General features: G+C 66.0%; 13 protein-coding genes. 4 read left to right on the top strand and 9 right to left on the bottom strand.

Annotated elements, in window-relative coordinates; all coding sequences use genetic code 11:
* Positions 1–167 precede the first annotated feature (167 nt).
* Entirely contained in the window at positions 168–1,184 is a 1,017-nt protein-coding gene (locus AC24YW_RS06815; protein ID WP_487482016.1) for a flagellar motor protein MotA, read from the bottom strand.
* Positions 1,185–1,353: 169 nt separating this feature from the next.
* On the opposite strand from AC24YW_RS06815, the gene AC24YW_RS06810 reads away from it, so the two are divergent.
* From AC24YW_RS06810 to AC24YW_RS06795, 4 genes are all read left to right on the top strand, one after another.
* The gene (locus AC24YW_RS06810) at positions 1,354–2,373 is read left to right on the top strand and encodes an SAM-dependent methyltransferase (RefSeq protein WP_487482015.1); all 1,020 of its coding nucleotides are present in this window, start codon (positions 1,354–1,356) and stop codon (positions 2,371–2,373) included.
* A 230-nt stretch (positions 2,374–2,603) separates the two neighbouring features.
* The gene (locus tag AC24YW_RS06805; protein ID WP_487482014.1) at positions 2,604–3,797 is read left to right on the top strand and encodes an efflux RND transporter periplasmic adaptor subunit; all 1,194 of its coding nucleotides are present in this window, start codon (positions 2,604–2,606) and stop codon (positions 3,795–3,797) included.
* A 184-nt stretch (positions 3,798–3,981) separates the two neighbouring features.
* Entirely contained in the window at positions 3,982–7,143 is a 3,162-nt protein-coding gene (locus AC24YW_RS06800; protein ID WP_487482013.1) for a multidrug efflux RND transporter permease subunit, read from the top strand.
* A gap of 249 nt (positions 7,144–7,392) precedes the next feature.
* Positions 7,393–8,517, top strand: a complete 1,125-nt coding sequence (locus tag AC24YW_RS06795) for an AAA family ATPase (RefSeq protein WP_487482012.1) — start codon at positions 7,393–7,395, stop codon at positions 8,515–8,517.
* A gap of 202 nt (positions 8,518–8,719) precedes the next feature.
* On the opposite strand, the gene AC24YW_RS06790 is transcribed toward AC24YW_RS06795, so the two are convergent.
* The 8 genes from AC24YW_RS06790 to tkt all read right to left on the bottom strand — a co-directional run bounded on the left by AC24YW_RS06790 (position 8,720) and on the right by tkt (position 18,266).
* The gene (locus tag AC24YW_RS06790) at positions 8,720–9,511 is read right to left on the bottom strand and encodes an inositol monophosphatase family protein (RefSeq protein WP_487482011.1); all 792 of its coding nucleotides are present in this window, start codon (positions 9,509–9,511) and stop codon (positions 8,720–8,722) included.
* 86 nt (positions 9,512–9,597) lie between these two features.
* The gene (locus AC24YW_RS06785; RefSeq protein ID WP_487482010.1) at positions 9,598–10,659 is read right to left on the bottom strand and encodes a tetratricopeptide repeat protein; all 1,062 of its coding nucleotides are present in this window, start codon (positions 10,657–10,659) and stop codon (positions 9,598–9,600) included.
* The gene (locus AC24YW_RS06780; protein ID WP_487482009.1) at positions 10,656–11,357 is read right to left on the bottom strand and encodes a thiamine phosphate synthase; all 702 of its coding nucleotides are present in this window, start codon (positions 11,355–11,357) and stop codon (positions 10,656–10,658) included. Before AC24YW_RS06780 ends, AC24YW_RS06785 begins: the two co-directional genes overlap by 4 nt.
* A gap of 3 nt (positions 11,358–11,360) precedes the next feature.
* Positions 11,361–12,386 (bottom strand): class I fructose-bisphosphate aldolase, encoded by a 1,026-nt coding sequence (locus AC24YW_RS06775; RefSeq protein ID WP_487482008.1) that lies wholly within the window; start codon positions 12,384–12,386, stop codon positions 11,361–11,363.
* 282 nt (positions 12,387–12,668) lie between these two features.
* The gene (fba, locus tag AC24YW_RS06770) at positions 12,669–13,736 is read right to left on the bottom strand and encodes a class II fructose-bisphosphate aldolase (RefSeq protein WP_025034030.1); all 1,068 of its coding nucleotides are present in this window, start codon (positions 13,734–13,736) and stop codon (positions 12,669–12,671) included.
* Between the two features lie 40 nt (positions 13,737–13,776).
* Complete coding sequence (locus tag AC24YW_RS06765) at positions 13,777–14,973, bottom strand: phosphoglycerate kinase (protein WP_487482007.1); 1,197 nt, start codon at positions 14,971–14,973, stop codon at positions 13,777–13,779.
* Positions 14,974–15,124: 151 nt separating this feature from the next.
* Positions 15,125–16,132 carry a type I glyceraldehyde-3-phosphate dehydrogenase gene (gene gap, locus AC24YW_RS06760; protein ID WP_487482006.1) on the bottom strand — a complete coding sequence of 336 codons (1,008 nt, stop codon included), beginning with the start codon at positions 16,130–16,132 and terminating at the stop codon, positions 15,125–15,127.
* A gap of 148 nt (positions 16,133–16,280) precedes the next feature.
* Positions 16,281–18,266, bottom strand: a complete 1,986-nt coding sequence (tkt, locus tag AC24YW_RS06755; RefSeq protein ID WP_487482005.1) for a transketolase — start codon at positions 18,264–18,266, stop codon at positions 16,281–16,283.
* Positions 18,267–18,516: the final 250 nt, after the last annotated feature.

Genomic DNA, 18,516 nt, shown 5'->3' with positions numbered 1-18,516 from the left:
TCCCGGACGCGCTGCAGCGTGAAACCGCGCAGAGCCGGGACCCATTTGTCACTCAGAAGGTACTGGGCCCCGGCTCGGCAGCGCAGCACCATAGCGTGTCGAAGACGCGCGTAAACGCGCTTGTGGTGCTGCGCTGCATCCGGGGCACGAGCCCCTCCACTTCATTCTCAACTCTTCTCGGGCTGGCGCGCGATCCGTTCCAGCAGGCGCCGGATCTCGCGGTTCTGCTCGCCCTGGCCGTCGGCCCATTCGCGGATCATCTGCTGCTCGGTGCGCATGTGCGAGACCAGCGCCTGGATCGCTTCGGCCAGGCTCGCCATCGCCGCCGTGGTGCTGCGGCCGGCGCTGCCTTCCTCGAGCACCGAACGCAAGCGCTCGACCGCCGCCTGGAGCTCGCCGCTGGCGATTCCGCCGCCGCCTGAAGCGACAGGCGCCTCGCCATTGCCATATTCGCGCACGGTGGTGGCGAGCCAGTCTTCGAGGTCGGTGTAGAAGCGGTTCTGCGCCTGGCTCGATTGCAGATCGAGGAAGCCGAGGATCAGCGAGCCGGCGAGGCCGAACAGCGATGAGGAGAACGAGATGCCCATGCCGCCGAGCGGGGCGGCGAGACCCTCCTTCAGCGTATCGAACAGCGCGCCGGAATCGCCGCCGACCTTGAGCCCCTCGATCACCTTGCCGACCGAGCTCACCGTCTCGATCAGGCCCCAGAAGGTGCCGAGCAGGCCGAGGAAGACCAACAGGCCGATCATGTAGCGCGAGATGTCGCGGGCCTCGTCCAGGCGGGTCGCGATCGAATCGAGCAGGTGCCGCATCGTGGTCTGGGTGATGGTCATCCGTCCCGAGCGCTCCCCGCCCAGGATCGCCGCCATCGGCGCCAGCAGCTTGGGGTGGCGGGCCGGGGCCAGGCCGGGATCGGCGACGCGGAAATTGTTGACCCAGGAGACCTCGGGATAGAGTCGGATCACCTGGCGGAAGGCCAGGATGATGCCGATGAACAGCACCCCCCCGATCAGGGCGTTGAGCCCGGGATTGGCGAAGAAGGCCTGGATGATCTGCTTGTAGAGCACCACGCTGACCAGCGCGCACAGCACCAGGAAGACCAGCATCCGCACCAGGAAGACGCTGGGCGAGGACAGCTTGGTGTACTCGATGTCCATGGTGGATCGGGAAGTGCCAGACCGCATGCCGGTATCATCCGTTACGTAAAGCTTGCTTGCGGCGCGCACTATGGCACAGCGCCGGCCCAAAAAAAGCGCCGGATGCGCCGATTTCGGGGACAGCGCGGGGAACCCGGACCGGAAGCGGCGCTTTGATAAACAGGTCTCTGCAGAAGTTCGCCATTCGGGGGGGCGCATGAGCGTCGTTTCCGCGATTATCGGGACTGCCGAGCGTGTGCCGCTGCCGGACGTGGTGATCCGCGCCGCGATCCAGCGCCTGTGCTCCCGCATGGCGACGCGCCTGTCCGTGCTGGGCCCCGGCGACGATGCCGCCTTCGCCGGGCGGATGATGCTGCGGCCGATCGCAGAGGGCCCGGCAGCGGGGCATGACGAGGTGCCCGCGGCTTTCTTCGCCGACTTGCTCGGCCCCAACCGTAAATTCTCCTCCTGCTTCTACAAGACCGACGCGACCACCTTGCGGGAGGCGGAGGAGGAGGCGCTGCGCCAGACCGTCGAGCATGCCGGTCTCGCCGACGGCCAGGCCATCCTGGAGCTCGGCTGCGGCTGGGGCTCGCTGTCGCTGTGGGTGGCGCGGCAGTTTCCGCACGCGAGGGTGACGGCGGTCGCCGCCTCGCAGGCGCAGCGCGCCTACGTCGAGGAGGAGGCGCGGCTGCGCGGGCTGCTGAATCTGCGCGTGGTCGCGGCCGACATGAACGTGTTCGCGCCCGAGGGCCAGTTCGACCGGATCGTCTCGGTCGAGATGTTCGAGCAGATGAGCAATTGGCGCAAGCTGATGACGCGCTCCCGGTCATGGCTCGCGCCGGAGGGGCGGTTCTTCATGCATGTCGTCACCCACCGGTCGGGCTCGCATCTGCCCGACCCGGCCGATCGCGACGACTGGATCGCGCAATACGTCTACACGGGCGGGCTGATGCCGAGCCATCACCTCGTCAGGCAGTTCGACGATGTCTTTGCCATCGAGAAGGAATGGTGCTGGAGCGGCACGCACTACCAGCGCACCGCCAACGACTGGCTCGCCAATTTCGATGCGCATCGCGAGGCCATCGAAGCCTCCTTGCGCAGGGTCCATGGTGAGAAGACCGCCCTCTGGATGCGTCGCTGGCGCTGGTTCCTGCTCGCGATCTCGGGCCTGTTCGGTTACGCCGACGGAACAGAGTGGGGCGTCAGCCATTACCGGATGAAGGCCGCCGAGTGATTGCGATGTCCGGCCGCAGCACGCGCCGGTGGAACCTCGACTCACAATCAAGTGACACGGCAAAAGCCTTCTAATCTCAATAGGATAGGCTGTGTGACAATGAGCCGCCCGCGCGATGCGTTGCATCGCAGCAGATGCGTTCTATTTTGGCGGCATCAGCCGCGTGCAAAAGGCCCAGAACGGGCTTCGCGCGAGCATGATCAGTGTCAACAATCGGGGCATCCCATTTCATGTTTGGACTTCGTGCGCGATCGGCATGCGTTGCAATGATGCTCGCGGCCCTTGCGCCGCTGCTGGGTGCTTGCGAGGAATCCAGCTCCGCGGTGTCCGCCGCCCAGCCGCCTGCTCCTGACGTCAGCATCGTGATCGTCAAGCCGCAGCCGCGCGCCGTGGTACGCGAGCTGCCGGGCCGCATCGCCCCGACCCGGGTCTCCGACGTGCGGCCGCGCGTGTCCGGCATCGTGGTCGAGCGCCTGTTCCGCCAGGGCAGCGAGGTGAGAGCCGGCGATCCGCTCTACCGCATCGATCCGCGGCCGTTCGAGGTCGAGGTCATGGCCAACGAGGCCGCGCTGGCCAAGGCCGAAGCGGCATTGGCGCAGGCCAGGCAGCAGGCGCATCGTATCGCCACCCTGACCAGGGATCGCGCCGCCCCCGAAGCCGAGAACGAGAAGGCGATTGCGGCCGAACGCCAGGCCCATGCCGAGGTCGAGGGCCGCAAGGCCGACCTCGCGCGGGCGAGGCTCAATCTCGATTATGCCACGGTGCGCGCGCCGATCGATGGCGTGGTCGGTGCCGCCCTCGTCAGCGAGGGCGCGCTCGCCGTGCAGAACGAGACCAATCTCGCGACCATCCAGCAGCTCGATCCCATCTATGCGGACTTCACCCAGTCCGTGAACGAGATGAACCAGCTCCGCCGCGCGTTCGAAACCGGCGACCTCGAGCGCATCGCCTCCGATGCTGCCAAGGTGCGCCTCGTGCTCGACGACAACACCATCTATGCGCAGGACGGCAAGCTGCTGTTCTCCGACGCCAAGGTCGATGCCCACACCGGGCAGGTGACGTTGCGCGGCGAGTTCCCAAATCCCAAGCGCGAGCTGCTTCCGGGCATGTATGTCCGGGTCCGCATCGACCAGGGTCTGGATTCCGACGCGATCGCGGTGCCGCAGCAGGCGATCCAGCGCAATGGTGGCGGCGGCAGCGAGGTGTTCGTCGTCAAGGACGACAATCACATCGCAGTGCAGCCGGTGCGCACCGGCTCGGTGCAGGACGGCCTCTGGTTCGTCACCGAAGGCCTGAAGCCCGGCGACAAGGTCGTGGTCGAAGGGTTCCAGAAATTCGCGGCCGGCGACAAGGTCAAGCCGCAATCCTGGTCGGAGGCGGACGCGACCGCGGACAACCGGCACGCTCAGCAGCTCACGCGGTAACGCTCCGCGCAGCAAGCGTCGTCCTCATCCTGAGCAGCCCGCTGCAAGCGGGCGTCTCGAAGGATGGCCGCGGGAGAGAGCCGGGCCTTCATGGTTCTGGTGGCGATGCGCAGCATCGTCCGGAGCGCGCGTTCCGCGCTCCTCACCATGAGGGTCTAACCAAACAACGAGGATAAAACGGCCAATGCCGAGTTTCTTCATCGACAGGCCGATCTTCGCCTGGGTGGTCGCGCTGTTCATCTGCTTGATCGGTGCGATCGCCGTGCCGCTGCTGCCGATCGCGCAATATCCGATCATCGCGCCGCCCTCGATCTCGGTTTCGACCAGCTATCCCGGCGCCTCGCCGGAAAACCTCTACAACAGCGTCACGCGGCTGATCGAGGAGGAGCTCAACGGCGCCGCCAACATCCTCAATTTCGAATCCACCAGCGACTCGCTCGGCCAGGTCGAGATCATCGCCAACTTCCAGCCGGGTACCGACACCAGCGCCGCCTCGGTCGAGGTCCAGAACCGCATCAAGCGCGTCGAGGCGCGCCTGCCGCGCGCGGTGATGCAGCAGGGCATCCTGATCGAGGAAGCCTCCAGCGCGGTGCTTCAGATCATCACGCTGAACTCGACCGACGGCAGCCTGGACGAAGTCGGGCTCGGCGACTTCATGATCCGCAACGTGCTCGGCGAGATCCGCCGCATTCCCGGCGTCGGCCGCGCCACGCTGTACTCGACCGAGCGCTCGCTTCGTGTCTGGGTCGATCCGGCCAAGCTGGTCGGCTATGGCCTGACCGCCGACGACGTCAACAAGGCGATCGCCGCACAGAACGCGCAGGTCGCTTCCGGCAGCATCGGTGCCGAGCCCTCGACATCGAACCAGCGCACCTCGGCGCTGGTGCTGGTCAAGGGCCAACTCTCGTCCCCCGACGAGTTCGGCGCCATCATCCTGCGCGCCAATGCCGACGGCTCGACCGTGCGCCTGCGCGACGTGGCGCGCGTCGAGGTCGGCGGCCTCAGCTACCAGTTCAACACGCGCCTCGACGGCAAGCCGACCGCGGGCCTGTCGGTGCTGATGTCGCCGACCGGCAATGCGCTGGCGACCGCGAGCGCGGTCGAAGCCAAGATGAAGGAGCTATCACGCTTCTTCCCGGCCAACATCACCTACGAGATCCCCTACAACATCACGCCCGTGGTCGAGGCCTCGATCCAGAAGGTGCTGACGACGCTGGTCGAAGCCGTGGTGCTGGTGTTCGTCGTGATGTTCCTGTTCCTGCAGAACATCCGCTACACCATCATTCCGACCATCGTGGTGCCGGTGGCGCTGCTGGGCGCCTGCACCACGCTGCTGCTCGCCGGCTATTCCATCAACATGCTCTCGATGTTCGGCATGGTGCTCGCGGTCGGCATCCTCGTCGATGATGCCATCGTCGTGGTCGAGAACGTCGAGCGCATCATGGCCGAGGAAGGCCTGCCGCCGAAGGAAGCGACGCGGAAGGCCATGTCGCAGATCACGGGCGCCATCATCGGCATCACCCTGGTGCTGATGGCGGTGTTCGTGCCGATGGCGTTCTTCCCGGGCTCAGTCGGCATCATCTACCGTCAGTTCTCCGTCACCATGGTCGCGGCGATCGGCTTCTCCGCCTTCCTCGCGCTGTCACTAACGCCCGCGCTGTGTGCGACCCTGCTCAAGCCGGTCGCCAAGGGGCACGGCCATTCGACCAATTTCGTGTTCGGCTGGTTCAACCGCATGCTGGAGGCCATACGATTTCGCTACGCGGGTACGGTCGGCTTCTCGCTGAAGCGCACCGGCCGCCTGATGCTGGTCTATGCCGCGCTGCTGGTTGGTCTGTCCTGGGCCTTCGTCAACCTGCCCGGCGGCTTCCTGCCCGTCGACGACCAGGGCTTCATCACTACCGACGTGCAGACGCCGTCGGATTCGTCCTATGCCCGCACCGAGGCCGTGATCGAGAAGGTCGAGAAATATCTCGCCGCGCGGCCGGGCGTCGACAACGTCACCTTCCTCACCGGCTTCAGCTTCTCCGGCCAGGGCATGAACACCGCGCAAGCCTTCATCACGCTGAAGGACTGGTCGGAGCGCGGACCGAAGGACTCCGCTGCCGCGATCGTCAACGACATCAATCGCGACCTGGGCGCGTCGATCCGCGATGCAAAAATCTCGGCGCTGCAGCCGCCGCCGATCGACAATCTCGGCAACTCTTCCGGCTTCTCGTTCCGCCTCCAGGATCGCGGCCAGAAGGGCTATCAGCAATTGATGCGCGCCGCCGACCAGCTGATCGCGGAGGCCAATGCCAGCCCGGTGCTACAGAAGGTCTATATCGAAGGCCTGCCCGAGGCGGGCGTGGTCAATCTCATGATCGACCGCGAGAAGGCCGGCGCGTTCGGCGTCACCTTCGAGGACATCAACAACACCATCTCGACCAATCTCGGCTCGAACTACATCAACGACTTCCCGAACCGCGGCCGCATGCAGCGCGTCGTGGTGCAGGCGGACGCGCGCGACCGCATGCGGACCGAGGACATCCTCAACTACAACGTCAAAAACAGCCGGGGCCAGCTGGTGCCGTTCTCGTCCTTCGCCACGGTCGAATGGGCGCGCGGCCCGACGCAGATCGCCGGCTTCAATTATTATCCGGCGGTGCGCATCTCCGGCGAGGCCAGGCCGGGCTTCACCTCGGGCGATGCGATCGCCGAGATGGAGCGGCTGGCCGACCGGTTGCCGCGCGGTTTCGGCTATGAATGGACCGGCCAGTCGCTGCAGGAAAAGCTGTCGGGCTCGCAGGCGCCGTTCCTGCTCGCGCTGTCGGTGTTCGTAGTGTTCCTGTGCCTCGCCGCGCTCTACGAGAGCTGGACCATTCCGCTCGCGGTGCTGCTCACCGTGCCGCTCGGCATCGTCGGCGCCGTCGCTGCCGCGATGCTGCGCGGCCTGCCCAACGACGTCTATTTCACCGTCGGCCTGATCACCATCATCGGCCTCGCCGCCAAGGACGCGATTCTGATCATCGAATTCGCGAAAGACTTGCGGAAGGAAGGCAAGCCGCTGGTCGAAGCCACCATCGAAGCCTGCCGCCTGCGCTTCCGCCCGATTTTGATGACGGGCCTTGCCTTCATCTGCGGCGTGCTGCCGATGGCGATCGCCCACGGCGCCGGCGGCGCCAGCCAGCAGGCGCTCGGCTCAGTGGTGATGGGCGGCATGATCGCGGTCGTGATCCTGGCGCTCTTGATGGTGCCGGTGTTCTTCGTCTCGGTGCAGCGCGTGCTGGCGGGGGACCGCGAGCCGAAGGCGGCGAAGGAAGCTGAAGCACACGGCCGGCCGGCGCGGGCGCACACCGGCCATTGAGGCTTCTCTTCGTCATTCCGGGGCGTGCGAAGCACGAGCTATGATGCGCAATTGCGCATCTGAGAATCCATCGTGCCACCATTGACGAGGATCAATGGATTCCGGGTTCGCGCCAGGAGGGCGCCCCGGAATGACGAGCGTAGAGCTTGCTTTCCCGGAGGTGCCGATCCAGACTACATCCCTGGATTGAAGGAATGTCCATTCGCACTGCGCCGAATGCACAGCCGGCCTGCCGATTGAGAGCACCTGATGCGTCCGACCGACATTACGATCTCGAACTATCGCTCGATCAGGCGGCTCTCCATCCCCATCCATCCCCTGTCCGTGTTTGTCGGCGAGAATGGTGTCGGCAAGTCCAATCTCTACAAGTCCCTGTCGCTGTTGCGCGACGCGGCGACCGGGCGGATCACGCGCACGATCGCCGAGGAGGGCGGATTGAATTCGGTCTGCTGGTCCGGCCTCCGCAAGCGCGGCGAGGACGGACGACTGCGATTGTCGGTCAGATTCGAGCGCCTGAAATATTCCATCGAGATCGGATTTCCCAGTCCGGTTGCGGCGGCATTTGCGGGCGAGCCGATGATCAAGGAGGAAAGCATCGAAGCGACGCAGGGCAAGCGAACGGTTCTGCTGATGGAGCGGAAGAATTCGCTCGTCAACGTCCGCGACGACAGCGGCACATGGAGCAGCCACAAGGATGCGGTGCTGCCGTCCGAGACGGCGCTCGCGGGATTTTACGACGGCAAGCAATGTCCCGAGATCGATCTGACCAGAACCGCAATGCTCGGATGGCGTTTCTATCACGACTTCCGCACTGATCCGGCGTCGCCGATTCGACAACCGTGTCTGGCGATCACCACGCCCTCGCTCAGTGCCGATGGGAGCGATCTGGCTGCGGCTCTGGCGACGCTCTATACGATCAGGCAAGACGCCACGGAATTGCAGGACGCGATCCAGGATGCCTTCCCGGGCGCCGAGCTCCGTGCATGGGAAGCAGGCGGCCTGTGCGAATTCGATCTGCAACTGGAGGATATGCCGCGGCCGTTCAGGGCTCACGAATTGTCCGACGGCACTCTGAAATACATTTGCCTGCTCGCGGTGTTCATGGGCTATCGGCTGCCGCCCTTCATCGCGCTGAACGAACCCGAGACCAGCCTGCATCCGTCGCTGCTGGCGCCCTTGGCGCGGCTGATCGCCAAGGCATCACGCCGCGCCGATATCTGGATCGTTACCCATTCCGAACAGCTGATGGAGGCCTTGCGAAGCGAGAGCTCCGTCCCGCTACGCCGCGTCATCAAGGCGAAAGGCGCCACGACGATCGAGGGCCTGACCCTCGGCGGCGAATATCGCGAGGAGGAAGGCGACGATGACTCTTAGCTATGAAGGGGAGCTGCGGCCCGCCGGCCCCCAGTGACCACAAGTCACTGATACTCGTCATGCCCGGGCGCACGTAGCGCGAACTATGATGCGCAATTGCGCATCTGAGAATCCATCGGGCCTCAGAGTCGGCGGATCGATGGATTCCGGGCTCGCGCCAAGAGGCGCGCCCCGGAATGACGACGCGGAGGATGCTTTCGCCTTACGCAGGCTTCCGTAAAATCTTCACCAGCTCCCCGTGCACGTACTCATTCCCGCACACGACGTGCCCGGTCACCAGCGGATCGCCCGGCGTCGCGATGTCGCTCACCGTGCCACCGGCTTCGCGCACCATGATCTGCCCGGCCGCGATGTCCCAGGACTGCAAATTCCGCTCCCAATACCCGTCCAGGCGCCCCGCCGCAACGAAGGCGAGGTCGAGCGAGGCGGCGCCGAAGCGGCGGAGGCCGGCGACGCGGTCCTGGATCGCGGTCATCTCGCGGCGGAATTCCTCGTGGTCGCCGCGGCCGATATGAGGCAGGCCGCAGGCCACCACGCATTCGTTCAGCTGGCGGCGGCCGGCGACGCGCAGTCGCTGGTCGTTGAGGAAGGCGCCCTTGCCGCGCTCAGCGATGTAGAGCTCGTCATTGGCGGGGTTGTAGATCACGCCGGCGATCACCGTGCCTTCGCGGGCGAGGCCGATCGAGATCGCAAATTGCGGGATGCCGTGCAGGAAGTTGGTGGTGCCGTCGAGGGGATCGACGATCCAGGTGTGGCTCTTGTCGGTGCCTTCGCGCGTGCCGCCTTCCTCGCCGATGAAGCCGTAGCCAGGGCGGGCCTTGGCGAGGTCCTGGTAGAGGATCTCCTCGGCGCGCTTGTCGGCGAGCGAGACGAAATTCGCCGGGCCCTTCAGCGAGACCTGGAGATGCTCGATCTCGCCGAGATCGCGCTTGAGGCTGCGGCCGGCGCGGCGCGCCGCCTTGACCATGACGTTGATAGTGGCGGAATACAGCATGTGCTTTTTGGTCTTGATCGGGGAGAGGGGCGCGGAAACGGGCCTGTTTGAGGGACTGGGTGCCCCGTGAGGGGCCCCGCGTCAAGTCATTTGGACCCCAGCCACTTCCTGGCGGCGGCCTCGGCCTTGGCGCGGTCATCGGCCGGCAGATCGGAGAGCTGCTTGTCGAGCTCGGGGTCGCCCTTGCCTGCTGTCTTGGCCACCAGGTGCCATTTGAAGCCCTCGATCTTGTCCACGGACGTGCCGACGCCGTTGATCAGCACCCAGGCCAGCCGGTTCTGCGCGATCGCGCTGCCCTGGCGGGAGGCCTTGCGCAGCAGGGCGACGGCCGCCGGCTGGTTCTTCGGCGTGCCGGTGCCGTTGAACATCGCGATGGCATATTCGACCTCGGCATCGACGTTGTCGGCGAGCGATGCGGCCTGCAGCAGGCGCACCGCGCGTTCGGGGTCCTTCGGCACGCCGGTGCCTTCCTTGTAGAAGGTTGCGAGCGCGTATTGCGCTTCGGGCAGGCCTGCATCGGCGGCCTGGCGCAGCAGTTCCGCCGAACGCCGGACGTCCTGCGGCAGCGTCTGGCCGTCCAGGTAGAGCAGGGCGAGATTGTAGGCCGCCTTGGGCTCGCCGAGCTTGGCGGCGGAGGCCATCAGCCTGACCGCCTCGCTCTTGTCGACCGGGCCGCCGCGGCCGGAGATGCGCAGCATGGCGAGCGCGAACATCGCCTCGCGATCGCCGGCGTCCGCAGCGCGCTTGTACCATTCGGCCGCCTTGGCGTAGTCGCGCCTGATGCCCATGGCGTTGGAATAGAGCTCGCCGAGCATGGTCATCGCCTTGGCATCGCCGGCTTGCGCGCGCACCGTGGCGAGCTCGAACGCGGTCTTGTACTGGCCGCGCTGATAGGCGCCGAACACCAGGTCGACGTTGGGATCGTCGGACGGCGGCGCCGGGATCACGGTTGCCGGCTTGGGCGAGGGGGATGGCGAGGGCTTCGGCGCTGGCGCCGCCTCCTTCTTCTTGGCAGGCACGGGCGGTTTCGGCTTCTGCTTCTCTGCCGGTGCGCTCGGCGTCGTCGCCGGCGGGGTGATCTGCAGCTGCGCGGCCGCAGGGACGGTCAGCAGCAGCGTGGCCAGCAGGGTGATGCACGGGGGCTTCATGTCGGGCGCTGGCCGTGCTCCCGGCTCGCAGGATCCTGGTCGGCCAGCGCCGTCGCATGGGCCTTCTTGATCGCGGCATCGACCTCGATCAGCGCGGCCTCGGGCCCGCGCGGATCGGTCCAGATGAAGTCGCCGACCAGCACGAAATCGGCGCCGCTGGCGGCGAAATCGTGGGCCTCCTCCAGCGTGGTCGCAAAGCCGACGCAGGGCGGCTCGAACAGCTCGGCCCACCAGTCCAGCCGCTCGGCGATCGCTTGCGACGAGGGCCGCTGGCCTTTCGCATCGGGCTCGCCGAACAGCAAATAATCCGCGCCCATCTCGCCCGCATCCATGGAATGGTGCCGCGTCGTCAGCCCGCCGACACCGGCGATGCGATCTGGCTTGAGCGACGGCAGCGCCTCCTTCAGCGCGGCGATGCCGGGCAGGTGCGCGCCGTCGGCGCCGCCGCGCGCGACGAGTTCAGGATGGCCATCGACGAGGAGCGCCGCGCCCGCCTTCTGCACCGGCGGCGCCAATGCCTTGACCCGCGAGATCATGCCGCGCTGATCGGTCTCCTTCAGCCGCAGCAGCACGGCGGCGACGTCGGCGGACGCGATCAGCCCCGGCAGCTGGGCGACCAGCATCGCGGGATCATCGACGACGGGCGTCGCGAGATAGAGACGCGGCGCCGGGCGCGGCGGAGGCGGTTTGTTCGACAAGATCTAGGCTGCCTTCTGTTCCAGGCTGCTTTGCCATTCGCCCTTGGAGGCGAGGCCGTTCATGCGCGCGCGATGGCTGAAGGCGCGCTGGCCGGCCGCGACGTTCTCGGGCCTCCCGGACCAGGCCTTCTGCGGTGCGGCCTGCAGCGCGCGGCCGTAAGAGAAGGTCAGGCCCCAGGGCAGCGGACCGAGCTTGTGCATGGCGTTGAGATGCGCGGTCGCCTCTTCGTCCGACTGGCCGCCGGACAGGAAGGCGATGCCGGGCACGGCCGCCGGCACGCAGGCCTTGAGCAGCCGTATCGTCTTCTCCGCGACCTCCTCGACCGAGGCCTGCTTTGCGCATTTCTTGCCGGCGATTGCCATGTTCGGCTTCAGCACCATGCCTTCCAGCGCCACGCGCTGAACGCGCAATTCCTGGAAGGTCTTGTTGAGCACGCGCCCCGTCACCTCATAGCAGCGCTCGATGTCGTGGTCGCCGTCCATCAGCACCTCCGGCTCGACGATCGGCACGATCTGCGCGGCCTGGCACAGCGCGGCATAGCGCGCGAGCGCGTGGGCATTGACGCTGATCGCGGTCATCGAGGGAATGCCGCTGCCGATGTCGATCACCGCGCGCCATTTGGCAAAGCGCGCGCCGCGCTCGTAATATTTCCTCAAGCGCTCGGCGAGCTTGTCGAGCCCGACGGTGACCAGCTCGCCGGGGCACATCGGCAAGCCTTGCGTGCCTTCATCGACCTTGATGCCGGGAATGGCGCCGGCCTGCTCGATCAGCTTCACCAGCGGCGTGCCGTCCTTGGCGTTCTGCCAGATCGTCTCGTCATAGAGGATCACGCCGGAGATGTACTGGCTCATCGCATCCCTGGCGCGGAACAGCATCTCGCGATAGTCGCGGCGGTTCTCTTCGGTCGATTCCACGCCGATGGCGTCAAAACGCTTCTTGATGGTGCCGGAGGATTCGTCGGCGGCAAGGATGCCCTTGCCTGGCGCGACCATGGCGGTCGCGACTTTGTTGAGCTCAGTCAGATTCATCGAGAGGTCCTCCCAGAACGATTCTGCCCTTGCCCGGGAAAATAGACCGTTCTCGGGCAATTGCCGAGTTATCGTTCGTCGCAGGGTAAAGGGGGAGGTCAGGGTAAGCGTCGGCCTGGCGGGGCTGTCCTTAACCTCGCCCCGCTTGCGGGGAGAGGTCGGATCACATCGCAGATGTGATCCGGGTGAGGGGGTACAGGTCTATCGATAGGGCCCAACTCGCGGAGAGAGCCCCTCACCCCAACCCTCTCCCCGCGAAGGGCGGGGAGAGGGAGGGAGAGATCACGCCACCTTCGGATCGAGCTCGCCCTTGGCGTAACGCTTGGCCATCTCGGCGGTGGTCAGCACCTTCTTGATCTTGGAGGCCTGGCCTGCGGTGTTGAACTCCTGCAGGCGCTGCTTGCACAGCTTGGTCATGGCTTCCATCGCCGGCTTCAGGTACTTGCGCGGATCGAACTCTTCCGGGTTGTCCTTCAGCACTTTCCGGATCTGGCCGGTCATCGCCATGCGGTTGTCGGTGTCGATGTTGATCTTGCGCACGCCGTTCTTGATGCCGCGCTGGATCTCGGCGACCGGCACGCCCCAGGTCGGCTTCATCTTGCCGCCATAGGCGTTGATGATGTCCTGGAGGTCCTGCGGCACCGAGGAGGAGCCGTGCATGACCAGATGCGTGTTCGGCAGCTTGCGGTGGATCTCCTCGATCACGTTCATGGCGAGGATGTCGCCGTCGGGCTTGCGGGTGAACTTGTAAGCGCCGTGCGACGTCCCCATCGCGATCGCCAGCGCGTCGACCTTGGTCTCCTGCACGAACTTCACGGCCTCGTCCGGATTGGTCAGGAGCTGGTCGTGGCTGAGCTTGCCTTCGGCGCCGTGGCCGTCTTCCTTGTCGCCCATGCCGGTCTCGAGCGAGCCGAGCACGCCTAGCTCGCCCTCGACGGAGATGCCGCCGAGATGGGCCATGTCGGTGACGGTCTTGGTGACGCCGACATTGTAGCCCCAGTCGCCGGGGGTCTTGCCGTCGGCCTTGAGCGAGCCGTCCATCATCACCGAGGTGAAGCCGGCCTGGATCGCGGTCATGCAGGTCGCCGGCTCGTTGCCGTGGTCGAGATGCACGCAGACGGGAATGTGCGGATAGATCTCGGTCACCGCATCCATCATGTGCTTGAGCATGACGTCGTTGGCGTAGGAGCGCGCGCCGCGCGAGGCCTGGATGATGACGGGCGCGTCGACCTGGTTGGCCGCGTCCATGATCGCCAGCGCCTGCTCCATGTTGTTGATGTTGAAGGCCGGTACGCCGTAATCGTTCTCCGCCGCGTGGTCGAGCAGTTGACGTAACGTGATCCGAGCCATCTGTCTTTGTCTCCCGTTGGGGCCTGCAAGGGCCGCTTGATTACTTGCTACGCAGAACTTCAACGCCGGGCAGGGGCTTGCCTTCCATCCATTCAAGGAATGCGCCACCGGCCGTCGACACATAGGTGAAGTCACCGGCCACATGGGCCTGGTTGAGCGCTGCGACGGTGTCGCCGCCGCCCGCGATCGAGATCAGCTTCTTGGCCTTGGTGCGCTCGGCGGCGTGCTTGGCGGCCGCGACCGTGCCGCGGTCGAACGGCTGCATCTCGAATGCGCCCAGGGGGCCGTTCCAGACCAGCGTCGCCGCATCGTCGATCGCGGCGTGGACGCGCGCGATCGATTGCGGGCCGACGTCGAGGATCATGCCGTCGGCCGGGATCGCATCGAGCCCGTAGGCATGCGAGGGCGCGTTGGCGGCGAAGTGATAGGCGACGGTGGCGTCGACCGGGAGGATGATGGCGCAATTGGCGGCTTCCGCCTTCTCCATGATGCGCAGCGCGGTGGGGCTGAGATCCTTCTCGGCCAGCGACTTGCCGACGCCGACGCCTTGCGCGTGCAGGAAGGTGTTGGCCATGCCGCCGCCGATCACCAGCGCGTCGACCTTGGTGACGAGGTTTTCCAACAGATCGATCTTGGTCGAGACCTTGGCGCCGCCGATGATCGCGATGACAGGCTTGGTCGGCGAGCCCAGCGCCTTCTCCAGCGCATCGAGCTCGGCCTGCATGGTGCGGCCGGCATAGGCCGGCAGCTTGTGGCCGAGGCCTTCGGTCGAGGCGTGGGCGCGGTGCGCGGCCGAGAACGCGTCATTGACCCAGATGTCGCCGAGCTTTGCCAATTCCGCGACGAAGGCCGGATCGTTCTTTTCCTCTTCCTTGTGGAAGCGGGTGTTTTCCAGGCATAGGATGTCGCCGTCCTTCAGGCCGGCAACGGCCTTGGCCGCGGGCTCGCCGATGCAATCGTCGGCAAATGCCACGGGCTTCTTCACCACCTTCGCCAGCGCTTCCGCGACGGGCTTGAGCGAATCCTTGGCGTCGCGCCCCTTCGGCCGGCCGAAATGCGCGAGCAGGATGACCTTGCCGCCCTTGTCCGCGATCTCGGTGATGGTCGGCGCCACGCGCTCGAGCCGGGTGGCGTCGGTGACGCGCCCGTTCTCCATGGGCACGTTGAGGTCGACGCGCAGCAGCACGCGCTTGCCTTTCACGTCGACGTCGTCGAGGGTGCGGAATTTGTTGGTCATCGAACGCTTCCTTGTCCCGGGCGCACTGCGGCGCGCAGTGCCGCTGTGCAGAACCGGGACCCACATCACTGCGAGTCCCGCGGCTGGATGGGTCCCGGCTCTGCGGAGCAGCACTTGCGCGCTGCACCGCGTCCGGGACACGAGACCTTGTTCAGATCACCTTCGCCATCGCGACGGCGGTGTCCGCCATGCGGTTCGAGAAGCCCCACTCGTTGTCGTACCAGGACATCACGCGCACCAGCGTGCCGTTCTGCACCTTGGTCTGGTCCTCGTGGAAGGTCGAGGAGTGCGGGTCGTGGTTGAAGTCGATCGAGACGTTGGGTGCGCTGGTGTAGCCGAGGATGCCCTTGAGCTGCTGCTCGCTGGCGCGCTTCATCGCCGCGTTGACTTCCTTGGCGTCGGTTGAGCGCTTGGCGACGATCTTGAGGTCGACCACCGAGACGTTCGGGGTCGGCACGCGGATCGCGACACCGTCGAGCTTGCCCTTCAGCTCGGGCAGCACGAGGCCGATCGCCTTCGCGGCGCCGGTCGACGTCGGGATCATCGACATCGCCGCCGCACGGCCGCGGTAGAGATCCTTGTGCAGCGTGTCCAGCGTCGGCTGGTCGCCGGTATAGGCGTGGATCGTGGTCATGAAGCCGGTCTCGATGCCGACGAGATCGTTCAGCACCTTGGCGACCGGGGCGAGGCAGTTGGTGGTGCAGCTGCCGTTGGAGACGACGAGGTGATCCTTGGTCAACGTGTCGTGGTTGACGCCGTAGACGATGGTGGCATCGGCGCCGTCGGCGGGCGCGGAGACCAGCACGCGCTTGGCGCCGGCGGTCAGGTGCGCGGAAGCCTTGTCCTTCGAGGTGAAGATGCCGGTGCATTCCATCGCGATGTCGACGCCGAGATCCTTCCAGGGCAGCTTCGAGGGATCGCGCTCGGCGGTCACCTTGATCTTGTTGCCGCCCAGGCTGATGGAGTCGCCGTCGACGGTGACGTTGCCGGGGAAGCGGCCATGGACGCTGTCGAAGCGGAGGAGATGGGCGTTGGTCTCGACCGGGCCGAGGTCGTTGATGCCGACGACCTCGATGTCCTTGCGGCCGGACTCGGCGATGGCCCGCAGGATGTTGCGGCCGATGCGGCCAAAACCGTTAATTCCGACGCGGACTGCCATGTTTCGTCTCCTTCAATGACCGTTGTCATCCCGCACAACGCGCTTTGCACGCCTGCGAGGGTTTTTTAGGGGCGGGCGCCCGGTTCGGCCGGGCGGTGCTTGATCATATGGGAGATTAGGTAGTCCTTTTTTGCGGCAAGCTCAACTCTCAGGAAACGCGCTTCAGCACAGCGTTAACCGCGGCCTCGGCGGTAATGCCGAAATGCTTGTACAGCTCCTTGGCAGGGCCGCTTTCGCCGAAGGAATGCATGCCGATGAATTCGCCATCCTGGCCGATCACGGCATCCCAGCCCCAGCGCACCGCAGCCTCGATCGCAATCTTCACCGGCGCGTTGCCGATGATGGCGGCGCGCTTGGCCTCTGGTTGCGCTAACAACAGCTCCAGCGACGGAACGGAGACAACGCGCGAGGCGACGCCGCGTTCCGCCAGCTGCTTCTGGGCCGCGACCGCGATCTCGACCTCCGAGCCGGAGGCGAACAGCGTCGCCCTGGCCTCGCCCTGGGCGGCGACCAGCTCATAGGCACCGGCCGCGCAGGGATTGTCGTTCGGTGCGGTGGTCCGCAGCTGCGGCAGGTTCTGCCGCGTCAGCGCCAGCACGGTCGGGCCGTCGATGCGGTTGAGCGCGAGCTCCCAGCACTCGGCGACTTCCATCGCATCGCAGGGACGGAACACGCGCATGTTGGGAATGGCTCTGAGCGCTGCGAGATGCTCGACCGGCTGATGGGTCGGGCCGTCCTCGCCGAGGCCGATGGAATCGTGGGTCATCACATAGACGACGCCGGCGCCCATCAGCGCGGCCAGGCGCATCGCCGGACGCGCATAATCGGTGAACACGAGGAAGGTCGCACCGTTCGGCGCGAAGCCGCCGTGCAGGAAAATGCCGTTCATCGCGGCGGCCATGCCGTGCTCGCGGATGCCGTAATGGATGAAGCGGCCCTTCGGTGTCTTGGCCGAGAAGGCGGTCGCCGACTTCGCCTTGTTGTTGTTGGAGCCGGTGAGGTCGGCCGAGCCGGCCAGGAATTCCATCGGCATCGCGCCGGCGATCACCTCGATCACCGCTTCCGAGGACTTGCGCGTGGCGGCCGTCATCGGCTTTTCCAACAGCTCCTTCTTGTAGGCGCGCACGGCCTTGGCGAGCGAAGCCGGGCGCTCATGACGCAGGCGGCGCTCGAACTCGGCGCGCTTGCGGCTGCCGAGCTCACCGAGCCGCGCTTCCCATTCCTGACGTGCCGCGGCGCCTCGGCTGCCGGCCGCTCGCCAGGCCTTCAGCACGTCGTCGGCGACCGCGAACGGCTCGAGCGAAATGCCGAGATTTTCCTTGGCAGCCTTGAGCTCGTCGGCGCCGAGTGCTTCGCCGTGCACCTTCGAGGTGCCTTGCTTGTGCGGCGCGCCGAAGCCGATCGTGGTGCGGCAGGCGATCAGCGTCGGCTTCCCCGATTTCTTCGCGCGGGTGATGGCGTCGGCGATCGCGGCCTGGTCGTGGCCGTCGATCTTCTCGGCGGCCCAGCCCGCCGACTTGAAGCGCTTCACCTGGTCGACGGAATCGGAGATCGAGGTCGGGCCGTCGATCGAGATGCCGTTGTCGTCGTAGAGCACGATCAGCTTGTTGAGCTTCCAGTGCCCGGCCATCGCGATCGCTTCCTGCGACACGCCTTCCATCAGGTCGCCGTCGGACGCCAGCACATAGGTGTGGTGGTCGACGATCTTCTTGCCGAATTCGGCCGCCAGCATCTTCTCGGCCAGCGCCATGCCGACCGCAGTCGAGATGCCCTGGCCGAGCGGGCCGGTCGTGGTCTCGATGCCCTTGGTGCGGAAGTTCTCGGGGTGGCCGGGGGTGAGCGAGTCGACCTGGCGGAACTGCTTGATCTGGTCCAGCGTCATCTCGGCATTGCCGGTCAGATACAGCAGCGAATAGAGCAGCATCGAGCCGTGGCCGGCCGAGAGCACGAAGCGGTCGCGGTCCGGCCAGGCCGGGCTTCCGGCATCGAATTTCAGGAACTGCGTGAACAGCACGGTGGCGATGTCGGCGGCGCCCATCGGCAGGCCGGGATGGCCCGATTTCGCCTTCTCGACGGCGTCCATCGAAAGGCCCCGGATCGCGTTGGCCATACGGGTGTGATCGACCTGCGTCATGTCTGAAATCCGTCTGAAATGAGGCGCTTGGCGATGGTTGCCCGCGCGGGGAGAAGCCTGGCGGCCACTGAAGATTGGCGCTGGGATAGCACCTCGGTTCCGGGAGTCCAAGGCAATCGAACGCGGGTTCGGCCGCAAAAGTTGCCTGTGTGGACATCGGTTTTCGACCGGCATCGGGCCGGGCGGAATCGACGCAGCGACACGTCGTCCCGATTGATCGGTGCATAGTTTTGCGGCGGCGTTGCGCTTG

The sequence above is a fragment of the Bradyrhizobium sp. USDA3516 genome (genome assembly GCF_057651995.1).
The sequence above is the reverse complement of the archived record's forward strand: the minus strand, read 5'-3'. Positions and strand labels throughout refer to the sequence as shown.